17 protein-coding genes are annotated in these 22,529 nt (G+C 69.9%); 12 read left to right on the forward strand and 5 right to left on the reverse strand.

What is annotated here, in order from left to right; translation table 11 throughout:
• Positions 1–1,119, reverse strand: a 1,119-nt coding sequence (locus ON37_RS20050; RefSeq protein WP_040721469.1) for an AAA family ATPase, incomplete at its 3' end; no start/stop codon positions are given.
• Between the two features lie 384 nt (positions 1,120–1,503).
• On the opposite strand from ON37_RS20050, the gene ON37_RS20060 reads away from it, so the two are divergent.
• The 5 genes from ON37_RS20060 to ON37_RS20080 all read left to right on the forward strand — a co-directional run bounded on the left by ON37_RS20060 (position 1,504) and on the right by ON37_RS20080 (position 9,818).
• Positions 1,504–4,368, forward strand: coding sequence for an SWIM zinc finger family protein (locus ON37_RS20060; protein ID WP_245553277.1), 2,865 nt, complete (start codon positions 1,504–1,506; stop codon positions 4,366–4,368).
• Positions 4,365–5,468 (forward strand): ATP-binding protein, encoded by a 1,104-nt coding sequence (locus ON37_RS20065; RefSeq protein ID WP_040721435.1) that lies wholly within the window; start codon positions 4,365–4,367, stop codon positions 5,466–5,468. The genes ON37_RS20060 and ON37_RS20065 overlap by 4 nt, the downstream gene beginning before the upstream one ends.
• Complete coding sequence (locus tag ON37_RS20070) at positions 5,465–7,786, forward strand: DUF5682 family protein (RefSeq protein WP_040721437.1); 2,322 nt, start codon at positions 5,465–5,467, stop codon at positions 7,784–7,786. Before ON37_RS20065 ends, ON37_RS20070 begins: the two co-directional genes overlap by 4 nt.
• A 50-nt stretch (positions 7,787–7,836) precedes the next feature.
• Positions 7,837–9,042, forward strand: a complete 1,206-nt coding sequence (locus ON37_RS20075) for a VWA domain-containing protein (RefSeq protein ID WP_083893137.1) — start codon at positions 7,837–7,839, stop codon at positions 9,040–9,042.
• Between the two features lie 173 nt (positions 9,043–9,215).
• The gene (locus tag ON37_RS20080) at positions 9,216–9,818 is read left to right on the forward strand and encodes a hypothetical protein (RefSeq protein ID WP_245553278.1); all 603 of its coding nucleotides are present in this window, start codon (positions 9,216–9,218) and stop codon (positions 9,816–9,818) included.
• A 48-nt stretch (positions 9,819–9,866) separates the two neighbouring features.
• Here ON37_RS20080 and ON37_RS20085 read toward each other — a convergent pair whose 3' ends face one another.
• Both ON37_RS20085 and ON37_RS20090 read right to left on the reverse strand, forming a co-directional pair.
• The gene (locus ON37_RS20085) at positions 9,867–12,386 is read right to left on the reverse strand and encodes an ABC transporter permease (protein WP_174362125.1); all 2,520 of its coding nucleotides are present in this window, start codon (positions 12,384–12,386) and stop codon (positions 9,867–9,869) included.
• A 142-nt stretch (positions 12,387–12,528) separates the two neighbouring features.
• Entirely contained in the window at positions 12,529–13,293 is a 765-nt protein-coding gene (locus tag ON37_RS20090; protein WP_040721439.1) for an ABC transporter ATP-binding protein, read from the reverse strand.
• A gap of 99 nt (positions 13,294–13,392) precedes the next feature.
• On the opposite strand from ON37_RS20090, the gene ON37_RS34245 reads away from it, so the two are divergent.
• On the forward strand, positions 13,393–14,148 hold the full coding sequence (locus tag ON37_RS34245; protein WP_051031820.1) for a phosphatase PAP2 family protein: 756 nt from the start codon (positions 13,393–13,395) through the stop codon (positions 14,146–14,148).
• Here the strand turns inward: ON37_RS34245 and ON37_RS20100 are convergent.
• Complete coding sequence (locus tag ON37_RS20100) at positions 14,087–15,328, reverse strand: serine/threonine-protein kinase (RefSeq protein WP_040721481.1); 1,242 nt, start codon at positions 15,326–15,328, stop codon at positions 14,087–14,089. The genes ON37_RS34245 and ON37_RS20100 overlap by 62 nt on opposite strands.
• 163 nt (positions 15,329–15,491) lie before the next feature.
• On the opposite strand from ON37_RS20100, the gene ON37_RS20105 reads away from it, so the two are divergent.
• The 4 genes from ON37_RS20105 (at position 15,492) to ON37_RS20120 (ending at position 19,560) form a co-directional block, all read left to right on the forward strand.
• Entirely contained in the window at positions 15,492–16,262 is a 771-nt protein-coding gene (locus ON37_RS20105; protein ID WP_040721441.1) for a deoxyribonuclease IV, read from the forward strand.
• 106 nt (positions 16,263–16,368) lie between these two features.
• On the forward strand, positions 16,369–17,298 hold the full coding sequence (locus ON37_RS20110) for a TauD/TfdA dioxygenase family protein (RefSeq protein WP_040721443.1): 930 nt from the start codon (positions 16,369–16,371) through the stop codon (positions 17,296–17,298).
• 32 nt (positions 17,299–17,330) lie between these two features.
• Positions 17,331–18,539, forward strand: a complete 1,209-nt coding sequence (locus ON37_RS20115; protein ID WP_040721445.1) for a CaiB/BaiF CoA transferase family protein — start codon at positions 17,331–17,333, stop codon at positions 18,537–18,539.
• 70 nt (positions 18,540–18,609) lie between these two features.
• On the forward strand, positions 18,610–19,560 hold the full coding sequence (locus tag ON37_RS20120; protein ID WP_040721447.1) for a hydroxymethylglutaryl-CoA lyase-like TIM-barrel protein: 951 nt from the start codon (positions 18,610–18,612) through the stop codon (positions 19,558–19,560).
• A 10-nt stretch (positions 19,561–19,570) separates the two neighbouring features.
• Here ON37_RS20120 and ON37_RS20125 read toward each other — a convergent pair whose 3' ends face one another.
• Positions 19,571–20,314: a TetR/AcrR family transcriptional regulator gene (locus tag ON37_RS20125; RefSeq protein WP_040721483.1), complete on the reverse strand. Its 744-nt coding sequence runs from the start codon at positions 20,312–20,314 to the stop codon at positions 19,571–19,573.
• Positions 20,315–20,358: 44 nt separating this feature from the next.
• Between ON37_RS20125 and ON37_RS20130 the strand changes: the two genes are divergently transcribed.
• Positions 20,359–21,912: an FAD-dependent monooxygenase gene (locus ON37_RS20130; RefSeq protein WP_040721485.1), complete on the forward strand. Its 1,554-nt coding sequence runs from the start codon at positions 20,359–20,361 to the stop codon at positions 21,910–21,912.
• Positions 21,913–21,952: 40 nt separating this feature from the next.
• Positions 21,953–22,384, forward strand: coding sequence for an SgcJ/EcaC family oxidoreductase (locus ON37_RS20135; RefSeq protein ID WP_040721449.1), 432 nt, complete (start codon positions 21,953–21,955; stop codon positions 22,382–22,384).
• The last annotated feature ends 145 nt before the right edge of the window (positions 22,385–22,529 follow it).

The raw sequence follows: 22,529 nt of genomic DNA on the forward strand, positions 1-22,529 counted from the left end.
GGCGATCCGGGCCGCCGCCGCCTCCCGCCAGCGGGTATCCAACATCCCCGCACCACAGACCGGGCACGGACACGCATCCGCGACACCGGCGTGCTCGCCGGCGCGGCGCAGCAGATCCACTACCCGAAGCTCGGCCTCGAGGTCGCCGGTGGCCAGGTCGATCAGGGCGGCAGTGGCCTGCTCGACAGCGGCCGCGGCGGCCTCGACCTGCGCGGTATCGGGAATCCGCAGCCGGGCGATCGCCTGCAGCGCGGCGACCCCGCCCGGATCGTGCCGGACGCCGGTGAGCTCATGACTGATCGCGTTCAGGTCGGGTGGGGCCGCGCGCAACAGCTCGGCCACCCGCTCCGCGCGGTCGTCGGCCACCGCGCGCAGTTGCTCGAGCAGGTCCTGCCGCCCATCGCGGCAGTGTTTGGCGGCACGTTCCAATTCGATTCGGCGCGTGCGGGTCCGGTCCAGTGCGGCGCTGATGTCGTCCAGCCCGAGGAGCCGATGCAAGGCGTCGAAAAGATCGCTGGGTCGGCCGTCCACCACCGCGCCCAGCTCACTGTAGGACAGGAACGGGCGGTACAGCTCGAATGCGCGCGCCCAATCGCCGACCCGGAATTCATCGGGTTCGTGTCCGACGCGCCGCTCGGTCCAGCGACCGCCGGAAAGGTCGTCGCCCTCGTCCCACTCCCGTACGATCGAGATCGCGCCGGACTCCTGCGCGACCATCTCCACCGCGATGCGAGAGGTGCTGTCGCAGTGCATATTCCGCCAGCCCTCGCGCCAGATCGCGGATCGTCCCTCCCAGCGCCGGTTGGCTCCGGTGAGGGCCAGTTCGGCGGCCTCGGCGAAACTCGACTTACCGGATCCGTTGCGGCCCACCACGAGGGTCAGGCCCGGCCCCGGAGCGAGCCGCAGCACCGCTTCCCGCCCGATGCCGCGAAAGCCGCGAACCCGGATGGCGCTCAGGAAGATTCCGGTTCGCTCGATCGCCGCGCCGGGCTCGAGAGCCTCCCCCAGGGCGGCAAGGACGGTCTGCGCAACATCCGGGCTCACCGTCGAATCCGCGTGCAGCCGGGCGGAAACCAGCTCTCTCAGGTGCGGCGTGACCTCCCCCTGCCCTTCCCCCACAGCCCCTCCTGGCGCTCACACACGACGTCGTCGTGGCGAACGCTACCGGAGAACCGGCCCGGGCGGGACGCATGGCCATCGAGCGGCCGAACCGCCCGATGTCCACCCCTCGGCCGTCCCGGCCGGGCAGTTCCACGGGTTACACCCGATTCGGGTGGCTCGGTTCAACCGAACAGAACAGAATGCCAGAATCGGCGATCTTGCACAACCTGTCCGGTAACAGCAATGCCGTTCCGCGGCAGGGCAATTCGTTCCGCAATCGGTGAGCGAACGACACCGGCGCCGAGGCGGACCGCCGGCGGCGCGGGGGCGCCCGCCGTGTCCGCCGATCTTGTCGGTGGGCTCGGGTACAAATCCGCCAGGACCGAACGAACGGGGGATCACGTGACCATCTCATCGGCCGCGGCCTACGCGGTCACCGCGGACAACGTACTGGCCCTGGCGCCCGACGCCGCCTCGGTGACCGCCGCCCGGAAACTGACCGCGGCATGGCTGAGCACCGGCCGCCACGACGCGGCGCTCTGGGGGCTCTGCAAGGGCAGCGGGGCCCGGCCCTACCAAACGATCGTGGATCTGTCGGGACCCGCCTACCGCTGCACGTGCCCGAGCCGGAAATTTCCCTGCAAACACGCGCTGGCGCTACTCCTGCTGTGGTCACAGGGCGCGGTCGAGGAGGCCGGGGCACCCGCCGACTTCGCCACCGAATGGTTGACGGCGCGGGCCGCCCGGCGCACGGCACCGGCCGAACCCGCCACCCGCGACAGCAAGCAGTCGACGATCGAACAGCGGCGCGCCCGGGTCACCACCGGATTGGACGACCTCGACATCTGGCTCGGCGACCAGATCCGCACCGGGCTCGCCCAGTCCGACCATTCGGAGACGGCGCTGGAGGGGGTCGCCGCCCGCATGGTCGATTCCCAAGCCCCGGGGGTGGCCGCGGCGCTGCGACAACTACCGCGCCGCCTCGAGGCGGCCGAGCAGTGGCCACCGATCCTGCTCAGCGAGTACGCGCGACTACGTCTCCTGATCGACGCGCACCGCCGTCTGGACGAGATGCCGCCCGCCCTCGCGCAGGGGATCCGCGCGCATATCGGTTACCCCGTCAAGGCCGAGGACGTCCGCGCCGCCGAGCCCGCGGTACGCGATCGGTGGCAGGTCCTCGCCGTCCGGATCACCGAGGAAGAGCGGGTTTTCACCCGTCGCACCCTCCTGCGCGGGCGCCTGTCACAACGGTGGGCCCAGGTTGTCGAGCACAATTTCGGCAGTGCGAGTTTCCCCGGCGACCTGCCGATTCCCGGCACCATGATCGATGTCGACCTGCACTTCTACCCGGCCGCGATGCCGCTGCGCGCGCTGTGGGGTGCCCGCCACGGCGGACCCGAACCGTTCACCACCTTCGGCGCCACCGCGACCACGATCCGCGATCAGCTGGCCGCCCACGCCCGTGCGCTGGGCGCCGACCCGTGGCTGCGCGGATGGCCGATGATGCTGCCGGAAGTGGTGCCGGCCCCGGGTCCGCGCGGATGGTATCTGGCCGAACCGGACGGAACCGCGTTACCGATCGCGACTACCGTCGAGGTGCCCTGGCAGCTGATCGGCGTGTCCGGTGGCCGTCCGCTGACGGTGGTCGGTGAGTGGACCGCCGGCGGCCTGCTGCCGTTGGCCGCGTTGACGGCCGGTGAACTGGTCGACGTGGAACCCGAATCCCTGGTCGACGTGCCCGGCCCGGGGACCGCCGTCCCGGAATCCTCGGCGGCGTTGGTGCCGGTCGCCCTGCTCGGTACCGCGCGGCGCGTTCTGGACCCGAATGCGCTGGCGGCGCCCGTCGCCGCGCGGGTGCGCGCCGAACATCCGGAACACGCGGTGCTGACGGCGGTCGCACTGCAGGAGCTGTACCACCGCGGCGGTGCGGAACCGGTGCACGCCGAACTGCCCGAGCCGGCGCAACCGGACGAACGTGAGCAGCTCCCCCGCGCCGCAACCGAGCGATTGCGGCATCTGCTGGCCGACGGCTCGCCCATGCTCGCGGAATGGTTCGACGCGGCCCTGCCCGGTAATCGGCGAGCGCCCGACACGCTGTGCGCGGCGCTGCTCGAGCACGCGAGAAACCATGCGGCCCTGCGCGATCCGCTGCTGCGCCTGGCCGGCACCCGAGGACGATGGCTGGCCGCGCTCCATCCGCGGTGGCGGCCCCTGCTGCGCACCACCGGCGACGATCCGCAGGTCTGGACCCACGGCCGGCCGGCCGAACGCCGTGCCTGGTTGGCGGCCCTGCGGGCCCGCGACGCCGACGCGGCGCGAACCGCCCTCAGTGAAACCTGGGACCGCGAGCCGGCGCGTGGACGGGCCGAACTGCTGGCAGTCCTCGCCGACGGCATCGGGCCCGGCGACGAGCCGCTGCTGGAGTCCGCGCTCGACGACACCCGGCCGGAGGTCCGTCGCACGGCCGCCGATCTGCTGGCCCGACTACCGGATTCGGCCTTCGCCGGTCGGATGCGTGACCGCGCCGGCCGCTGGGTCACGGTGCGTTCGGGCGCGCTGACGGCCCACCTCCCGCGTGAGCTGGACGACTCGGCCCGCCGGGACGGATTGGGCGATCGCCTCGATCCCGTGGCCTATCGCCGTGACGGCGGCGCCGATGTCGATGCCGAGCGGCTGCGACGGCTGATGGCCGCGACCCCACTGGGGCACTGGGAGGCACTGTGCGGTTCGCCGGCCGCCGCGACCGCCCTGCGCCTGCCCGACGACATCCTCGGGCCGGTCTGCGCGGGGTGGTCGGAAGCCGCACTCGCACAACGCGATCCACGCTGGGCCGGTCCATTGTTCGAGGTGCTGACCACCACGCCCACGCTGGGCGCCGATCCGCGCCTGCGCCAGGAGTTGTTCGCCCTGCTTCCACTCGATCACCGGGTCCGCTACCTGTGCGGTTTGGACAGCAGCTGGTTGGCCGAACTCGAACTGCTGGTCTCGGGCCTACCGCGGCCCTGGCCGTACCCGGTGGCCGAACACCTGGTCCGGCTGCTGCTCGACCGGGCGCAGCTGGCGGCCGCTCGCCCGGGCGCCGCCGGCCTGTCCCCCGCTTCCTACCGCGCGCTGCTGCGCACCGCCGCCGTCAACTTCCCGGTCCGCGCGGCCGGCGTGGTGGCGGTCGCCGCTCGCCGCTGCGCCGATCCGTACTGGCAGAGCGCCTTCGACCGGCTCGCCGACGACCTGACCCAACGCACTCTGATGCTCGAGGAGCTGGCATGACCACGATCCACCATCCGCCCGCCGACCTGCTGCGCCCGCACGCCGAACAGGCGTTCGCCGACGAACTGACGGCCCTCGCCGCCGTGGACGACCGCCCGCGGCCACCGTCGTGGCGGCTGTCGCCGTGGGCGGTGGTGACCTATCTGCTCGGCGACACCCTGCCCGACGGCACCGTGATCACACCCAAGTACGTCGGTCCGCGACGCTTGATGGAAGTGGCGGTGGCGACCCTGGCCACCGATCGCGCGCTGTTGCTGCTCGGCGTGCCCGGAACCGCGAAAACCTGGGTGTCGGAACATCTTTCGGCCGCGATCAGCGGCGCCTCCACGCTGCTCGTCCAGGGCACCTCGGGAACCGCCGAAGAGGCGATCCGCTACGGCTGGAACTATGCCCGGTTGCTCGCCGAGGGTCCGAGCGACGGCGCTCTGGTGCCGTCACCGGTGATGGTTGCCATGCGCACCGGCACAATCGCCCGCGTCGAGGAGCTGACCCGGATCCCGTCCGATGTGCAGGACGCGTTGATCACGGTGTTGTCGGAGAAGACGCTGCCGGTACCCGAACTCGGGATCGAGGTGCAGGCGGCCAAGGGGTTCAATGTCATCGCCACCGCCAACGATCGCGACCGAGGCGTCAACGACCTGTCCTCGGCGCTGCGGCGCCGGTTCAATACCGTCGTTCTGCCGTTGCCGGCCGATGAGGACGACGAGGTCGCGATCGTCACCCGGCGGGTCGAACAGCTCGGCGTCGCACTGGAATTGCCTCCCGTCCCGGCCGCGGCGGAGGAGGTCCGGCGCGTCGTTCGAGTGTTCCGCGAACTGCGGGCCGGCATCACCGCCGACGGCCGGACCAAACTCAAATCACCGTCCGGGACCCTGTCGACCGCCGAGGCGATTTCGGTGATCACCAACGGGATGGCGCTGGCCGCGCACTTCGGTGACGGCGTCCTGCGCGCGAACGATATCGCGGGCGCCGTGCTGGGCGCGGTGATCAAGGATCCGGTGGCCGACGGCGTGGTGTGGACCGAATACCTCGAGGCCGTCGTCCGGGAACGCCCGGACTGGGCGGATTTCTACCGCGCCTGCCGTGAGGTCCACGGATGAGCGCCCGCACCGGCGCCCTCGACGAACCGCGGACCCGGATCTTCGGAATCCGCCACCACGGACCGGGATCGGCGCGATCGCTGCTGTGGGCGCTGGAGCGGTTCCGGCCGGACGCCATCCTGATCGAGGGTCCGGCCGACGCCGATCCGCTGGTCGCCTATGTGGCCGCCGCCGGGATGGAACCGCCGGTGGCATTGCTGGCGTACGCCGCGGACGATCCGGCCCGGGCGGCATTCTGGCCCTTCGCCGTCTTCTCGCCGGAATGGCAGGCGCTGCGCTACGCGGCCGAACACGCGGTGCCCGTCCATTTCTGCGATCTGCCCGCGACGCAGACCCTGGCCCTGGACGCCGAACCCGGCGACCGCGGCGATCCACTCGCCGTACTGGCCGCCGCCGGCGGATACGACGATCCGGAGCGGTGGTGGGACGCGGTCATCGAATCGGCGGCCGCGCCCACCGGGGACGGCACCGACATCTTCGACGCCGTCGCCGAGGCGATGGGCGCGCTGCGGGCCGCGGTCGAGGCGGACCAACCCGACGGATCACCCGAGGCACTGCCGCTCGACGACACCGACCCCGACACCGATCCGGACGACGAACCGACCGGGCCGGAACTGCCCCGCCGCATCGATCTGCGCACGCTGCAGCGGGAAGCGCACATGCGCCAGATCATGCGCAAAACCCTGAAAACGGGCGCCCGAAGGCTCGCGGTGGTGTGTGGCGCGTGGCACGCGCCGGCACTGTCGGGGGAACTCGGACCAGCCGCACCGGACACCCGGCTGCTCAAGGGCCTGCCCAAGGTGAAGACGGCACTCACGTGGGTGCCCTGGACGCACTCCCGGCTGGCCGGCTCCTCCGGGTACGGCGCGGGCATCACCTCCCCGGGCTGGTATCACCACCTGTTCACCCATACCGAGGAGCCGATCGCCCGCTGGCTGACCCGGGTAGCGGGCGCCCTGCGCGCGCACGACCTGCCGGTGTCGAGTGCGCACATCATCGAATCGGTCCGGCTGGCGGAAACATTGGCCGCCCTGCGCGGCCGGCCCGCGCCCGGGTTGTCCGAGGTCACGGACGCCACCCGGTCGGTGCTGTGCGAAGGCGACGAGACGATGTTGCGGTTCGTCAGTAACGAACTCGTCGTCGGCGAGGCTCTGGGCTCGGTGCCGGACAGCACCCCGACCGTGCCGCTGGACGCCGATCTGCGCGCGCAGGCGCGGCGGCTGCGGCTCAAACAGCAGGCCCTGGCTCAACAACTGGATCTCGACCTGCGCAAGGACCGCGACGTCGCTCGTTCCCATCTGCTGCACCGGCTGCGCATCCTCGGCATCGATTGGGGCACACCGATCACCGGTGAGGTCCGCAACACCGGAACCTTCCGCGAATCGTGGTCGCTGCGCTGGGACCCGAGCCTGTCGGTCGCGATCGTCGAGGCCTCGCGGTGGGGTACCACGCTGCACACCGCCGCCGCGGCGAAGCTGCTCGACCGGACGGGAGCCGCGGACGCCACCGTCGCCGATATCGGCGGCGCGTTGGAGACCGCCCTGCTGGCGGACCTGGCCGACGCGGTCGACGGCCTGGTCACCCGCCTGGAAGCGGTGGCGGCACTGGACCACGACGTCACCCACCTGCTCGCCGCCCTGCCCGGGCTGGTCCGCACCCTGCGGTACGGCGATGTGCGCAGCACCGATGTGTGCGCTCTCGCCCGGGTCGCCGACGGGCTGCTGGTGCGTATCTGTGCCGGATTGCCCGGGGCCGTCACGGGTTTGGACACCGAGGCGGCCACCGAACTGCGCACGCTGATCGACGCCACGCACGTCGCTATCGCCACGCGTGACGATCCGCACGCCACCGAGAGGTGGTTGGCGGCGCTGCATCGGCTGGCCGACCGCGACGATGTGCACGGGGCGTTGGTGGGGCGCGCGGTCCGACTGCTGTGCGACGCCGAGATCATCGCCGATGCCGAGGGCGCGCGGCGGCTGTCCGCGGCACTGTCCATCGGTTACGGCCCCGCCGAGAAGGCCGCCTGGATCGACGGCTTCCTCGGCGGACGGGGTCTGCTGCTGGTGCACGACCGAGATCTGTTGCGGCGCATAGATTCCTGGTTGCGAGGGCTGGACGAGGAACAGTTCGTCGCCACCCTGCCGCTGCTGCGCCGCACCTTCGGCGCCTTCGAATCCGGCGAGCGACAGGCCATCGCACAGGCCGTTCGCGACGGCGCCCCGATAACCGTCGCGACGCGCGACGTCGCCGGGGTCGACCCCGAGCGTGGCCTGCTCGCGCTGGCGGCGGCTGGCGAAATCCTGGCGGGCGCAGGATGATTCGACCGATACCCGCGGCGGCGACCGACCCGAACCGTACGGAGGCGGAGATGACAACGGACAGCGAGCCGACGGCCGGCACGGAACCGCCGGTGTTCGCGACCGACGAAGCGCAGGCCCGCCGCTGGCGCCTGGTGCTCGGCGCACCCGCCGAAACCGGCCTGGGCGGACTGGCGAATCCCGAGGACGCCGCGATGGATCGAGCGCTGTCGGCGCTGTACAACGCCGACGAGCACACGCCCTCGGACAAGCGAGCGGCCGGCCTCGGCGGTTCGGCCCCGAAGGTCGCGCGCTGGCTGGGCGATATCCGCACCTACTTCCCGTCCTCGGTGGTCGAGGTGATGCAGCGCGATGCCATCGACCGGCTCCAACTCACCGAACTCCTGCTGGAACCCGAACTGCTCGAGGCGGTCGAGCCCGACGTCCAGCTCGTCGGCACGCTGCTGAGCCTGAACCGCCTGATGCCCGAAACCACCAGGGCCACCGCGCGATCCGTCGTGGCGAAGGTGGTCCGCGAGATCGAGCGCCGACTGGCCGCGCGTACCGTCGCGGCGGTGTCCGGTGCGCTGAACCGCGCGGCCCGGGTCTCCCGGCCGCCGCTGCGAGATATCGACTGGGACCGCACCATCCGGCGCAACCTCGCCCACTATCTGCCGGAGCATCGCACGGTCGTGCCGCAGCAGCTGGTCGGCTACGGCCGCAAGGCGCAGGCGGTGCGTCGCGAGGTGGTGCTCGCCATCGATCAATCGGGCTCGATGGCGGCCAGCGTCGTCTACGCCTCGGTCTTCGGCGCGGTACTCGCGTCGATGCGCTCGCTGAGGACCTCACTCGTGGTGTTCGACACCGCCGTGGTGGATCTCACCGACCGGCTGGCGGATCCGGTGGATGTGTTGTTCGGCACCCAACTCGGCGGCGGCACCGACATCAATCGGGCCATCGCCTACTGCGACGGGTTGATCACGCGCCCCGCCGACACCCTGTTCGTGCTGATCTCCGACCTGTACGAGGGCGGTATCCGGGAGGAGATGCTGCGCCGGATCGCCACCATGACCGAAGCCGGGGTCCAGGTCCTCGTGCTGCTGGCGCTGTCGGACGAGGGAGCACCGGCCTACGACCACGAGAATGCCGCCGCCCTGGCCGCGCTCGGGGTGCCCGCGTTCGCCTGCACCCCGGACCGGTTTCCCGACCTGCTCGCGGTCGCCCTCGACCGAGGCGATGTGTCGACCTGGGCCCGAGCGAACGCGAGCCGGCGGTGACGCCGTCCGCGGTTCGGCGAAAGCCGTTGCGGAGTCGCAACTCTCGGGCCCGAACCGCGGGGTGGGCCGATCACCTGGCGTTCCCCGGGTCGCCCGTCGCCCTCGGTGGCAAGAGTCCGCGGCGATCGGCGGGCCGCGCGCCGGCGCGGAAATCGACGCGATAACTTGGACTCGTGTTGAAGAATTCCGTGGCCACGACGGCAGGAGCATGGCGGGTAGCAGACGGCACTGCGGTGTCATTTCGTGAAGCGGCGGTGGCCTGGGCATTGGCCGCCCATGCCGAACTGGCCGAAACCGCGACCGGGTACGGGCATTTCATCACTGTGAACGAGCTGGCCGAGCGGATTCAGGAGGTTTCGGGGGTGCACACCGAGGCACCCACCCGCACCTGGATGGCCGCGATCCTGCGCAAGGTCGCCCGGCGCTGCCACGCCGCCGGCGAACCGCCGCTGACCGCCCTGTGTGTGCGCCAGAACCACACCGTCGGCGACGACTACAAATATGTGCTCGAACTCGCCGGCCTGCCGATCCCGGACGACCTCGAACTGCACGCCGCCTATGCCCGGTGGCAGTGCTATCAGCACTACGGCGCCGACATGCCCGCCGATGTGGGCGTACCGCCGCTGACGCCGAAGGTCGATGCCCGCCGTCGCGGTCGCAGCGCCACCAAAACCACTGTCGCGCAGGAGGAGAAATCCGCCGAACCGCGCCCGGCGGTGTGCTCGCAGTGCTTCATTCAACTGCCGGCCGGCGGCGTCTGCCAGTACTGCGCCTGATTCACATCTCGACCGCGGCTGGGCGCCGACACGCCCAGCCGCGCCCACTCACAGATCGGCGATCGCCGCCAGCGGTGGCGTGCGCGCCGCCCGGACGGCCGGCCACAGTGCCGCAAGCACACCCACCAGCGCCGAGCCGATCAACATGGCGACGATCTGCGACCACGGCACCGCGATGGTGCTCAAGCCCAGATCGGACAGGGTTCGCAGGAATCCGACACCCAGGCCCAGGCCGAGCACCACACCGACCACCGCACCGAAGACCGCGATCAACATCGATTCGAGGTAGATCGTTCGTCGCACCTGCGGTCGCTGCATGCCGACCGCACGCAACATGCCGATCTCCCGCCGGCGTTCGACCACCGACAGCGCGAGCGTGTTGACGATTCCCAGAATCGCGATGACCACCGCGAGCGCGAGCAGACCGTAGAGGATCGCGAGCATCATGTTGATCTGCTTGCCCTGGGCGCCCTTGAATTCCTCCCGGTCCTGCACCTGCACCACCACGTAGGACGCGGTCGCCTTCTCCAGGTTGCCGCGCATCGCGGCGACGTCGGCCCCCGGCGCCGCCTTGACCAGAACGATCAGATCGGTCCGGAAGGCCACCGGCATCACCTGGTTGTACAGGTCCGGCGCCACCACCAGTGGGCCGAGCAGCTGACTGTCGGCGTAGATACCGGCCACCGTCACCCGGAACTTCTTGTTGTCCACGCTGGTGACCTCGACCTGCTGACCCGCACGCCAATTCCGGTCGCCCGCTTCGGTTTCCGAGACGAGCAGGGAATTGCCGGTGAGATTGTCGGTGCCCTGCCGGATGTCGTAGCGCAACACCCCGGCCATCGGCGCATCCGGCGACGTACCGGTCACCTGATCGTCGCCGACGCGCAACGCCACACCGCGGAACGCGACCACATCCGACACCCCGGGAACCGATCGCGCGGCCTCCGCGGCACCGAGCGGGACACCGATCATCTGCGGTCCGGCCAAGACGTAGTCGGCGTTCACACCCTTGTCGACCAGCTCGCCGACGCTGGCCTTCGCCGAGGCCCCGAGCATCCCGATCGCCGAGACCAGCATCAGTCCCAGGGTGAGCGCGAACGCCGTGGCGGCGGTGCGACGCGGATTGCGGATCGCGTTGTTGCGGGCCATCGCGCCGATCGCGCCGAACGGCCGCACCAGCAGGCCGAGCGCGCCGACCACCGGCCGAGACAGTGCCGGCGAGGCGAACAGCACGGCGAGAATCATCGCGGCCGCACCGATGCCGACCGTCGCGGCGGCATTGCCGCCGGTGTTGCGGGCTCCCAGCACCACCAGGATCACACCGATCACCGCCAGCACCGCGCCGATGACGGTCCGAACCCGCAAGGATTCACCCACCGAGGCGAACTCCTCGCGCATCGCCTCGACCGGCGGAATCTTCGCCGCCCGACGCGCGGGGGCGTACGCGCTGGCCACCGTCACCACCAGCCCGATCCCGATCGCGGCCAGCACCGTACGCGGCAAGACCTGCATGGTGCCGGTGGGCAACCCCAGATCGAAGGCGTTGAGCAATGCCGAGAGTCCGAAGGCCAGCCCGATCCCGGCGGCCAGGCCCAGCACACTCCCGAGCAAACCGATCACGACGGCCTCGGACACCACCGAAAGACCGACCTGCCGCCGGCCGGCACCGACCGCCCGCAGCAGCGCCAACTCTCGCAGGCGCTGCGCCACGATCATCGAGAAGGTGTTGTAGATGATGAAGGTGCCGACCACCAGTGCGATCGCGCCGAAGGCCAGCAGGAAGTAGTTGACGAATTTCAGCGCATTGCCCACCTGCGCCTTCAGATCGGCACGGACCTGATCGCCGTCCATCACCTTGTAGTCCGGGACCGTCCGGGCGATCCGGTCGCGCAGCACGTCCGGGGAAACCCCCGGCGCGGCAGCCACATCCACATAGGCGACGTGCTCACCGTCGGTGAACAGTTCCCGCGCCTGCGCATCGTCGAGCAGCAGTCCGATGAATCCGCCGGTGTCGGAGGACACGTCGTAGATGCCGCTGACGGTCATATCGATCGTGCCGCGCGCGGGGATCAGCACCTTGGCCTTGTCGCCCACGTGCAGGCCCGCTCGGTCGGCGCCGCCGGAGTTGATCGCGACCTGTCCCGGTGTCACCGGCGCCACTCCGGCGACGAAATGCTCCGGTTCGGCGATCGCCCTGTCGGGCGGCAGATACGAGCGACCCCAGCTCGGGGCGCCGCCGGTCTGCACGGCATGCCCGTCCTTCAGCAGTACGACCGGTCCCTGCACGGCCGGCGCGACCGCCCGCACCCCCTCGGTGCCGGCCACCTTCGCCACGACATCGTTCGGAACGCCGAGCGACTGAGCATGTTTCGGCTCGACGCGCACATCCACGCCCCGCGCCTGATCGGCGAAGATCCCGTCGAAGGTGCGCTGCAGGGTATCGGTGAACACGAACGAGCCCGCCACGAACGCGGTACCCAGCACGACCGACAACAACGTCAACGCCAGCCGCAGCTTGTGCGCGGCCAGATTGCGCAAGACCACCTTGCGCATCGGAGATCCGGCCATGCCTACACCCCCACTGTCATGCGGGACACCCGCACCCGGTCGGCGCAATGAGCAGCTGCGCGATTGTCACTCATCACGCCCCGTGCCATGCGGGACACCCGCACCCGGTCGGCGCAATGAGCAGCTGCGCGATTGTCACTCATCACGCCTCCAGCGACTTCATTCGGTCCAGGACCGATTCCGCTGTCGGGTCTCGCAATTCGTCGACGATGCGGCCGTCGGCGAGGAAGATCACGCGGTCGGCGTAGGAGGCGGCATGCGGTTCGTGGGTCACGATCACCACGGTCTGCCCGAATTCGTCGACCGCCGCGCGCAGGATCGACAGCACCTCCCCCGACGAGCGGGAATCGAGGTTTCCGGTCGGTTCGTCACCGAAGATGATGTCGGGCCGGCCCACCAGGGCACGCGCGCACGCCACCCGCTGCTGTTGACCACCGGACAACTCACTGGGACGGTGCCCGAGGCGATCCCGCAACCCCAGCCGGTCGATCACCGTATCCAGCCACTGCTGGTCCGGCTTGCGACCCGCGATATCCAGCGGCAGGGTGATGTTCTCGAGGGCCGTCAGCGTCGGAACCAGGTTGAACGCCTGGAAGACGAAGCCGATGCGATCGCGGCGCAGCCGGGTCATCTGTTTGTCCGACAGCCCGGTCAGATCGGTATCGCCGATCCGCACGGTCCCCGAGGTGGCACTGTCCAGCCCGGCCAGACAGTGCATGAGGGTGGATTTTCCGGATCCGGACGGGCCCATGATCGCGGTGAACTCGCGCTGGGCGAACTCGACCGAAACCCCGTCGAGGGCGCGGACCTGGGTGTCTCCGGATCCGTACAGCTTCATCAGGTCGGTGGCGCGGGCCGCGAGGGTGGTCGTCGCGGCGGGTTCGGTGCCCAGGGCATCGGCAGTCATGGTCTCCAGTCTGGTCAACCGGCCGTGAGCGCGCCATCGGGAATATCCCCCAATACCGTGGGCGCATCCGATCCGAGGCGAGGCACATATTCTCGGGCCATGGCTCTGCTCGTGCCGATCCTGCTCGCCGTCGTCGGTGTTGTCGTCGCGACGCAGCACGACCGGCTGCGGTGGCGACTGGCCGGTGCGATCATCGGTTTTGCCGTCGTGCTGGGGGCGGCCGCGCAGCTCACCGCCGATGTGCGCGGCGGTGGTGGCAGTACACGCATCGATCGGCCGATCGCGGACTGGGTGCTCGACCATCGCCTGACCTGGCTGAATCCGGTGGTGCGCAGCCTCACCGACTTCGGTGGCGTCGCCGCGATGACGGCGCTGACGCTCGCGGCCTGCGCCTGGTTCGGTTGGCGGCGGCAATGGGCCCCGCTGCTGACGACGGCAGCGGTCGGTGCCGGTGCGGCTGTGATCGGATCGATCATGAAGTCCGCGATCGGCCGCCACCGCCCGCCGGCGATCGATCAGCTGGTCGTGGCGACCAATGCGTCGTACCCCTCCGGGCATACCCTGGGCAGCACCGCCGTGGCCGGCGTGGTGGCCGCGATGATCGCCTGCTCAGCCGGGCAGCGGCGGTCCCGCGTCCTGGCCGTGCCGGCGGCTGCGCTGTTCGCCCTGGTGATCGGGGTTTCCCGGATATATCTCGGGGTGCACTGGACCACCGATGTGCTGGCCGGCTGGGCGATCGGCCTGACCTGGCTCACCCTGTGCCTGACGCCGTATCTGTGGTGGCGCTCCCGGCTCAGCTCGTCGCGGCCAGCACGACCAGCACGATCAACAGCAGAACCACCACGCCGACGATGATCGCGACGATCACCCCGGTATTCGATTTCGGCGCCTGCGCCGGGCGGATCTGATTCATCGGCGGCGGGTTGTGATAGCCGTAGGGCTGGTTGAACTGTCCGGAGGCGCCGTAGGGCGGCTGATTCATCGGCCGCATCCCGGTCGCCGGATGTGGTTGCGGCGCGGGCTGATGCGGGGCGGCCGCCTGATACGGCATCGGGGCGGGTTGCGGCCGCGGCACATGCGGTGACGACGGTCCCGTGGCCGGGCGCTGAGCGACCGGATTGCCGGGACCGGTCGCCGGCCGTCCGATGGTCGGCACGGCCGGGCCGGTGTAGGGCGCGGCGGTGGGCATCCGGGGCGCGCTCGGCGGCGACACCGCACGGCGAGCCGCGGCGGCGAAGTCGGCACAGGTGTCGAAACGGTCGGCGGCACGCTTGGACATCGCCTTGAGCAGAACGGCGTCCAAGCCCGCGGGCAGTCCCGGCCGAACGCTGCTCAAGGCCGGCGGCGGTCCCTGCAGGTGACCGCGGATCACCGCCGCCGGATTCGGCGCGTTGAACGGGCCGCGTCCGGTGAACAACCAGAACAGGCTGCAGGCCAGCGAATATTGATCGGAGCGCCCGTCCAGTGCGGCGCCGGTCAGTTGCTCGGGTGAGGCGTAGGCCAGGGTCGCGGTGAAGGTACCGGTCTGGGTGAGGTGGCCGCCGTCGTCGCGCAGGCGCGCGATCCCGAAGTCGGTGAGGTAGACCCGCTCGCCCTTACCGCCCGTGGACCGGGCCAGCAACATGTTGCCCGGCTTGACGTCGCGGTGCATCACGCCGTTGCCGTGGGCGTAGTCGAGCGCCTCGGCCACTTCCGCGATGATCTGCACGGCACGGGTGGGGGGCAGTTTCTGCGGATCCACACTGGCGGCGTCGATTCCGTCGATGTACTGCATGGAGATCCAGAGCTGACCGTCCTCGAGGCCTCGGTCGTAGACCGTCACGACCTTCGGGTGATCGAGCTGAGCGACCAGATCGGCCTCCCGCTCGAAGCGGGCCCGGATCTCCGGATCGGCGACCATCTCCCGGTTGAGCAGCTTCAACGCGGTCATACGCGGCAATCGCGGATGTTTGGCCAGATAGACCTGCCCCATACCACCGCGGCCCAACAGTCGTTCGATGACGTAGCCCGCGAACACATCGCCGCTTGCCAGCATGCCCCGCTCCCACTTCCCGTGCCGGAATCACCGAAACCATAGCAGTCGCCCGAGATCGGAATCCTCGATCGACGATGCCGCCACTGCCCGGCCCGTGCGGGCCACTGCGCCGCTCGGACGCCGGTCCCGCCCCGTGTCGGTGGCTACCGATACGCTCTCTGCCATGCGTATTGGAGCACACGTCCGCCAAGACAGTGATCCGATCGGCTTCGGTGAGCGATTGGGCGCCGATGTCATTCAGATGTTCGTCGTGGACCCGCAGAGCTGGGACAAACCGCAGCCGCATCCGCGCGCCGAGGAGATCAAGGCCAGCCCGATCGACGTGGTCGTGCACTCGTCGTATCAGATCAACGTGGCCAGTACGAACAACCGGCTGCGCATGCCCTCGCGCAACGCGGTCGCCCAGCAGGCGCAGGCCGCGGCCGATCTGGGCGCGTTCGGGCTCGTCGTGCACGGCGGCCATGTGCGTTCCGATGCCGAGATCGAGGCCGGAATCGTCAACTGGCGCAAGCTGTTCGAACGCCAGCAGGACAAGGGCGGGTTCGCGGTCCCGATTCTCATCGAGAACACCGCGGGCGGCAACCACGCGATGGCCCGGCATTTCGACTCGATCGCCCGGCTGTGGGATGCGGTCGGCGATTTCGGCGCCGGCTTCTGCCTGGACACCTGCCATGCCTGGGCGGGCGGCGAGGAGTTGGTCGGTGTCGTCGACCGGATCCGCGCGATCACCGGCCGCATCGACCTGGTGCACCTGAACTCCTCGCGCGACGATTTCAATTCCGGCGCCGACCGGCACGCGAACTTCGCCGAGGGCACCATCGACCCGCAGTTGCTCGCCGAGGTCTGCCGGACGGCCGACGCCCCCGTGGTGCTGGAGACCCCGGCCGAGGGAGTCGCCGACGACCTGGCCTACCTGCGCGAACACGTCGGCTGAGCGGGGCGCCCGGGCCGGCTTTGCGATCGCGCTGACCGTAAATCTGGTCGGCCGCCGGTGCGGGTGGTGTGCTCGGAACACAGCAGTTTCGAGCGAAAGGCCTTCCATGTCAGTCGATCACGCAGCAGAGTCCGTGTCCGTGGTGAAACTCGGCACCCATATCGGCGCACGGATCGACGGCGTCCGGCTCGGCGGGGATCTGGCTCCGGAGACGGTCGCAGCCATTCGCGCCGCCCTCAACGAGCACAAGGTGATCTTCTTCCGCGACCAGCACCATCTCACCGAGGACGGCCAGTACGAATTCGCCGAACTGCTCGGCAGCCCCACCACCCCGCATCCGACGGTCACCTCCAAGGGCGTCAAGAGCCTGGCCATCGATTCGCAGCACGGCCGCGCCAACAGCTGGCACAGTGACGTCACGTTCGTCGATCGGATTCCGAAGGCATCGATCCTGCGGGCGGTGACCCTGCCGAGCTACGGCGGTTCGACCACGTGGGCATCGACCGTCGCGGCCTACGAATCGCTGCCGGAACCGCTCAAGCGGCTGGCCGAGGGACTGCGAGCCGTGCACACCAACAAGTACGACTACGCCGCGACTCAGGACGACCGCCCGAATCAGCGGGCCAAGGCCTACCGCGAGGAGTTCGAGTCCACCTATTACGAGACCGAACACCCGGTGGTCCGCGTCCATCCGGAAACGGGTGAGCGGGCACTGCTGCTGGGGCATTTCGTGAAGCAGTTCGTGGGTCTGTCCGGCAACGAATCGCATGCCCTGTTCCGGCTGTTCCAGGATCGCGTCACCCGGCTCGAACACACCACCCGGTGGAACTGGGCGCTCGGCGACGTCGCGATCTGGGACAACCGCGCCACTCAGCACTACGCGATCGACGACTACGACGGCGCGGAGCACCGCAAGCTGACCCGCATCACGCTCGCCGGTGACATCCCCGTCGGTGTCGACGGGCGCGCCAGCACCAGCATCGCCGGCAACGCCGAGCACTACTCGATCGTCGAAGAGGTCGCCCGGGCGGCCTGACCGTCGCCGCCGGCCGGTGGTTGAATCTCTGCATGGAGATTCGACCGCTGGCCGGCGTTCGGGTGCTGGAGCTGGGTAACTACATCGCGGCGCCGACCGCGGGGCGTATCCTCGGCGACTTCGGGGCCGAGGTGATCAAGGTCGAACGCCCGAAAACCGGTGACGAACTGCGGAACTGGCGGCTCTACGGCGGCGACACGTCGATGCTGTATCGCACCGTCAATCGCAACAAGAAGTCGATCACCCTCGATCTGCGCACCGACGCGGGACGGGCGGTCGTGCTGGACCTGATCCGCCACTGCGATGTCCTGCTGGAGAATTTCCGGCCGGGCATGCTGGAGAAATGGGGGCTCGGCCCGGAGGTGCTCGACGAGGTCAATCCCGACCTGGTCATCACCCGGATCTCCGCCTACGGGCAGACCGGTCCGCTGTCCCAGCGGCCGGGCTTCGCGGCGGTCGCGGAGGCCGTGGGCGGACTGCGCGAGCTGGTCGGCGACCCGGATCGGCCACCGGTGCGGGTGGGGGTCTCCATCGGTGATTCGATCGCCGGCATCTACGCCGCCTTCGGCACGGTGCTCGCACTGTTCCAGCGCAGGGGGTCGGAACAGCGAATCCCGTTGCCGCAGCGGATCATCGACGTCGCGCTCAACGAGTCCATTCTGTCGGTGATGGAATCGCTGGTGCCCGATTACGAGGCCTACGGCATCAATCGGCAGCGCGTCGGCGGGCGGATGGAAGGGATCGCGCCGAGTAACGCCTATCCCTGCTCCGACGGCACCAGCATCATCATCGGTGGTAACGGGGATGCCATCTTCCAGCGCTACATGCAGGTGATCGACCGGCCGGATCTGGCCGCGGATCCCGAACTCCAGGACAACGCCGGCCGCTGGCGGCACCGCGACCGCCTCGATGCCGCGATCGGCGAGTGGACGGTACGGCACACCCGCGAGGAAGCGTTGGCGATCCTGGAACAGGCGGGCATTCCCTGCGGGCCGATCTACACCGCGGCGGATATCGTCGTGGACGAACAGTACCGGGCGCGCAACATGATTCAGCATTTCCCGGTCGACGTCGGTGCGGACGAACCCAAACAGGTCGCCTTCACCGGCATCGTCCCCGTGATCGGCGAGCACTCGCTGCCCATCCGCAACGTCGGTCCGGACCTCGGCGAACACACCCGCGAGGTGCTCTCGGAACTACTGGGAATGTCGGACGCCGAGATAGCGGCCCTGGAGGCGTGATGAGTCACCATCGCGCAGCAACTCACCACGCCGACCGGGTGCGGGTGCCCCGCAAAACACAGGAGGCGTGATGAGCGACGGTACGACCGGCGGGTTGCGGGATGTGACCTTGCGCGACGGACTCCAGTTGACCGGCAAGGTGCTGCCCACCGAGCACAAGGTGGAGATCGCTCGGACCCTGCTCGGGCTGGGCGTGCCGGAACTGGAGATCGGTTCGATGGCGCGCCCGGATCTGGTGCCACCCATGGCCAACAGTCTGGCGGTGGTGGAAGCGCTGACTCCCGAAGAGCTGCAACGATGTTGGGTGTGGGTCGCCACGCCCCGGCAGGTGGCGCGCGCCGCCGAGGCGGGGGTGCGGAACTTCCAGTACTGCCTGTCGGTGTCGGATGCGCACAACCAGGCCAATATCGGCCGCACAGCGGAAGACAGCGTGGCCGCCATGCCCGAGGCGATCCGCCTGGCCGAGGAGGTCGGCGGTTCGATTCAGCTCTGCCTGGCAACGTCGTTCACCTGCCCGTTCGACGGCCCGGTCGAGCCGGAGCGGGTGTTGGCGATCGCCGCCGATCCGCGCACCGACGGCGCCGCCGATATCGTCGTCGCCGATACGCTCGGTCAGGCCTATCCCGCGCAGGTGCACGCCCTCGTCGCGGCGGTGCGAACTCGAACTCCGCGGCGGCGCATCCTGTTCCACGGCCACGACACCTGGGGCATGGGCGTCGCCAATTCGCTGGCCGCCTTGGCCGCGGGCGCCGCCGCCGTGGACGGTTCCCTGGGCGGTCTCGGCGGCTGCCCCTTCGCGCCCGGTGCCAGCGGCAATACCGCCAGTGAGGACCTTCTCTTCGCCACCCGGCCCGACTGGTTCACCCCGGCGGCCCTGGCGACGATGGTCGGCCTCACCGAGCGGCTGCTGACCGAATTGGGCGAGCCCAACCGCTCCCGTGCCGCGGAGGGTGCCCGCTCGAAGGCACGCGCCTTCGAATGGGTTGTGCCGCAAGAGGACCGGGCGTTTTCCCCGGAGTGATGAGCCGCCGCTAGCCGCCCGCATCCGGATTCTTCAGCCCCATGCGCGCGGTGATGCCGTCGAGTAGGCAGCCCAATGTCCAGGCCACGGGGTCGGCGGGGCCGGCGCCGGTGCGGCCGTGGAACCATCGGGCGAAGGCGGGATAACGGTCGTCGCCGAGCATCGGCTCCACCAGGGGCCTGGCCGCTTCGGCGAGTTGATCGTCGGTGGCGAGGCCGACGCGAGCGCGCATGCGCTGCTCCTCGGCCGCTTGCAGGGCGGCGCCGAACAGGTGGCCGTCGACCGCGCCGGTCAGCAGGGACAGCTCGTCGGCCGACAGGCCCAGCGGTTCCAGGAGCGCGAAGCGGAAATCGAAGTAGCGCAGGGCGTTCGGGCCCAGCGGCGGGCGGGTGTGGACGAGTTCGCCGAACCACAGATGGCGGCGGATCACCGCCCAGGTATCCAGCGCCAGCCGCTCCAACGCCGGTCGCCAACCCCGCGACGCGGGCGCATCCGGCAGGGGGATCTCGCCGTAGACGGCGTCGATCATGAGGTCGACCAGGCCGTCCTTACTACCGACATAGCGATACAGCGACATCGGTGTGGACGCTCCCACGGCCTCGGCGACGCGGCGCATGGTGAGCGCCCGCGCCCCGTCGGCGTCGGCGATCGTCAATGCCGCCCGCAGGATCTCGCCCCGGCTGAGGCTGGTGGTGGGGCGGCCCGGCGGTTCGGGCAACGTCCAGATCAGCGCTCCGGGCGCCTCGTCGGTCATGACACCTCCTTGCCCGAATTCAACCATCCGTGTACAACGTACACATGATGTACAACGTACACTCGGAACCGGTGCTGATCGTCGGCGGCGGCTTGACCGGGCTGACCACCGCCCTGTTCCTGCGCCATCACGACGTACCGGTGGTCCTGGTCGAACGCCGCGACACCACTTCCCCGCAGCCCAAGGCGCGGCGGATCAATATCCGGACCATGGAGCTGTTCCGGCAGCTCGGCATCGAGACGGTGGTCACCGAGGCGGCCCGCGGTCTGTCAGCGCATCAGGCGATGGCGGTGGGGCCGGACCTCGCGCGGGCCGAGCGCTTGCCGTTCACGCTGCCGGGTGGCCTACCGGACTGGGATGCGATCACGCCGTCGGCGGCCTGCCTGTGCGCACAGGACACCCTGGAACCGGTCCTGCGCGAGCTCGCGGCGGACCGCGGTGGCGATATCCGCTTCGGGGTCGAATGTGTCGACTTCTCCTCCGACGCCACGGGCGTCACCGCGACCCTGCGGCGCGGATCGGCGCGGTCCGAACGCCTACGAGCCGCGTACCTGATCGCGGCGGACGGAGCCGACAGCCCGATCCGGCGGCGACTGGGAATCGAACGCGGTGGGCGCGGCACGCTGGGCCGCGCCGTGAACGTCTATTTCCGCGCCGATCTGAGTGAGCTGGTGCGCGGGCGCGAATTCAATCTCTGCCAGATCGAGAACGACCGGGCGCCGGGCGCGTTCGCCTCCGTCGACGGTTCGCAGCGCTGGATCTTCACCAGTTCCGCCGCCGTCGACCGCCCCGCCGAGGACTGGCCGGATCTGCTCCGCGCAGCGATCGGCGTACCGGATATCGATGTCGAGGTGCTGAGCGTCTTGCGGTGGGAGCCGGGCATGTTCGTCGCGAACCGATTCCGGTCGGGGCGGGTGTTCCTGGCCGGGGACGCGGCCCATGTCATGCCCCCGTATGCCGCGGCCGGTGCCAACACCGGCATCGCGGACGGCCACAATCTGGCCTGGAAACTGGCGATGGTACTGCGCGGTGACGCCCCGGCCGACCTACTGGATAGCTATGACGCCGAACGCCGCCCGATCGGCTGGTACATCGCCGAACAATCCAGTATCCGAACGGCGAATCTGCGCACCATGTCCCACGAATCCAGCGACGGCACACCGCTGGCCGATCCCCTCGCCCTGATCCTCGGCACCCGGTATCCCGCGGGCGCCTTCGTCGACGACGGCAGTCCGCACACGATGGCGCGGCTCGACCTCACCGGCCGGCCCGGAACGCGGCTTCCCCACCGCTTCCTGCCCGACGGCCGCTCCACGCTCGATCTGGTGGATACCGAGTTCGTGCTCTTCACCGGGCCGGACGGTCAGCCCTGGCACGACTGCGGGCAGCCCGTCCCGCTGCGTCGCACGACTATGGACGAAAGCTGGTGCGAGACCGTGGCTATCGATACCACCGGCGCATTGCTGGTCCGGCCGGACCAGACCGTGGCCTGGCGGGCGCGGACCGCCGCCGCCCATCCGGGCCGAGCCTTGGGCGCCGCCCTGGTCCGGGCGACCGGCGGCCGGCCGGTCGCCACCCTTGACCTCAACATAAGTTGAGCCCCTAGGTTCGGTTCGGAAACGGAATACGGAGGTAATCATGACGAATCGACCGATCCTGGACGACGCCGACCGCACCGACGCCCATCGCGTCGCCACCGAGTTGGCGACGCAGTTGCAGCGGGCCGGCGAGACCGGCGACGCCGACCTCTACGACGACAACTTCGCCGCGGACGTGCTGTGGGGAACACCCTTCGGGGCCACCGTGATCGGCTACGACCAGCTCAACTCGATCCATCGTCGGCTGATGGCGGGCCGGGTGGCGCCGCCCTCCACATTCGAGGTGATCGCGGCGACCTGCCCGGCGCCCGGCGTTGTCGTCACGCAGATCCGCCGTCAGGCCACCGATCCCGGCGGCTTCTCCGAGACCGCCATGTACGTGCTGGTCGAACGCGACGGACGCTGGTGGCTGGCCGCCGCCCAGAACACGCCGTACCAGCCGGAGCAGTCTCCGCTGGCGCGCCTGCCGTGAACCGCCGCGGTGACAGCCGCCGGTAGCCGCGACACCGGAACTGCGGCGGGGTGTACACCGGTGCGATCCGCGTCCACCCGAACGACCGGATCTGATGGCCGGCGAGAGCGACCGGCCGGCCGGCGTCCTCCCACAGCCACAGGTG

Source organism: Nocardia veterana NBRC 100344, from assembly GCF_000308855.1.
In the GTDB taxonomy this organism is placed as follows: Bacteria; Actinomycetota; Actinomycetes; order Mycobacteriales; family Mycobacteriaceae; genus Nocardia; species Nocardia veterana.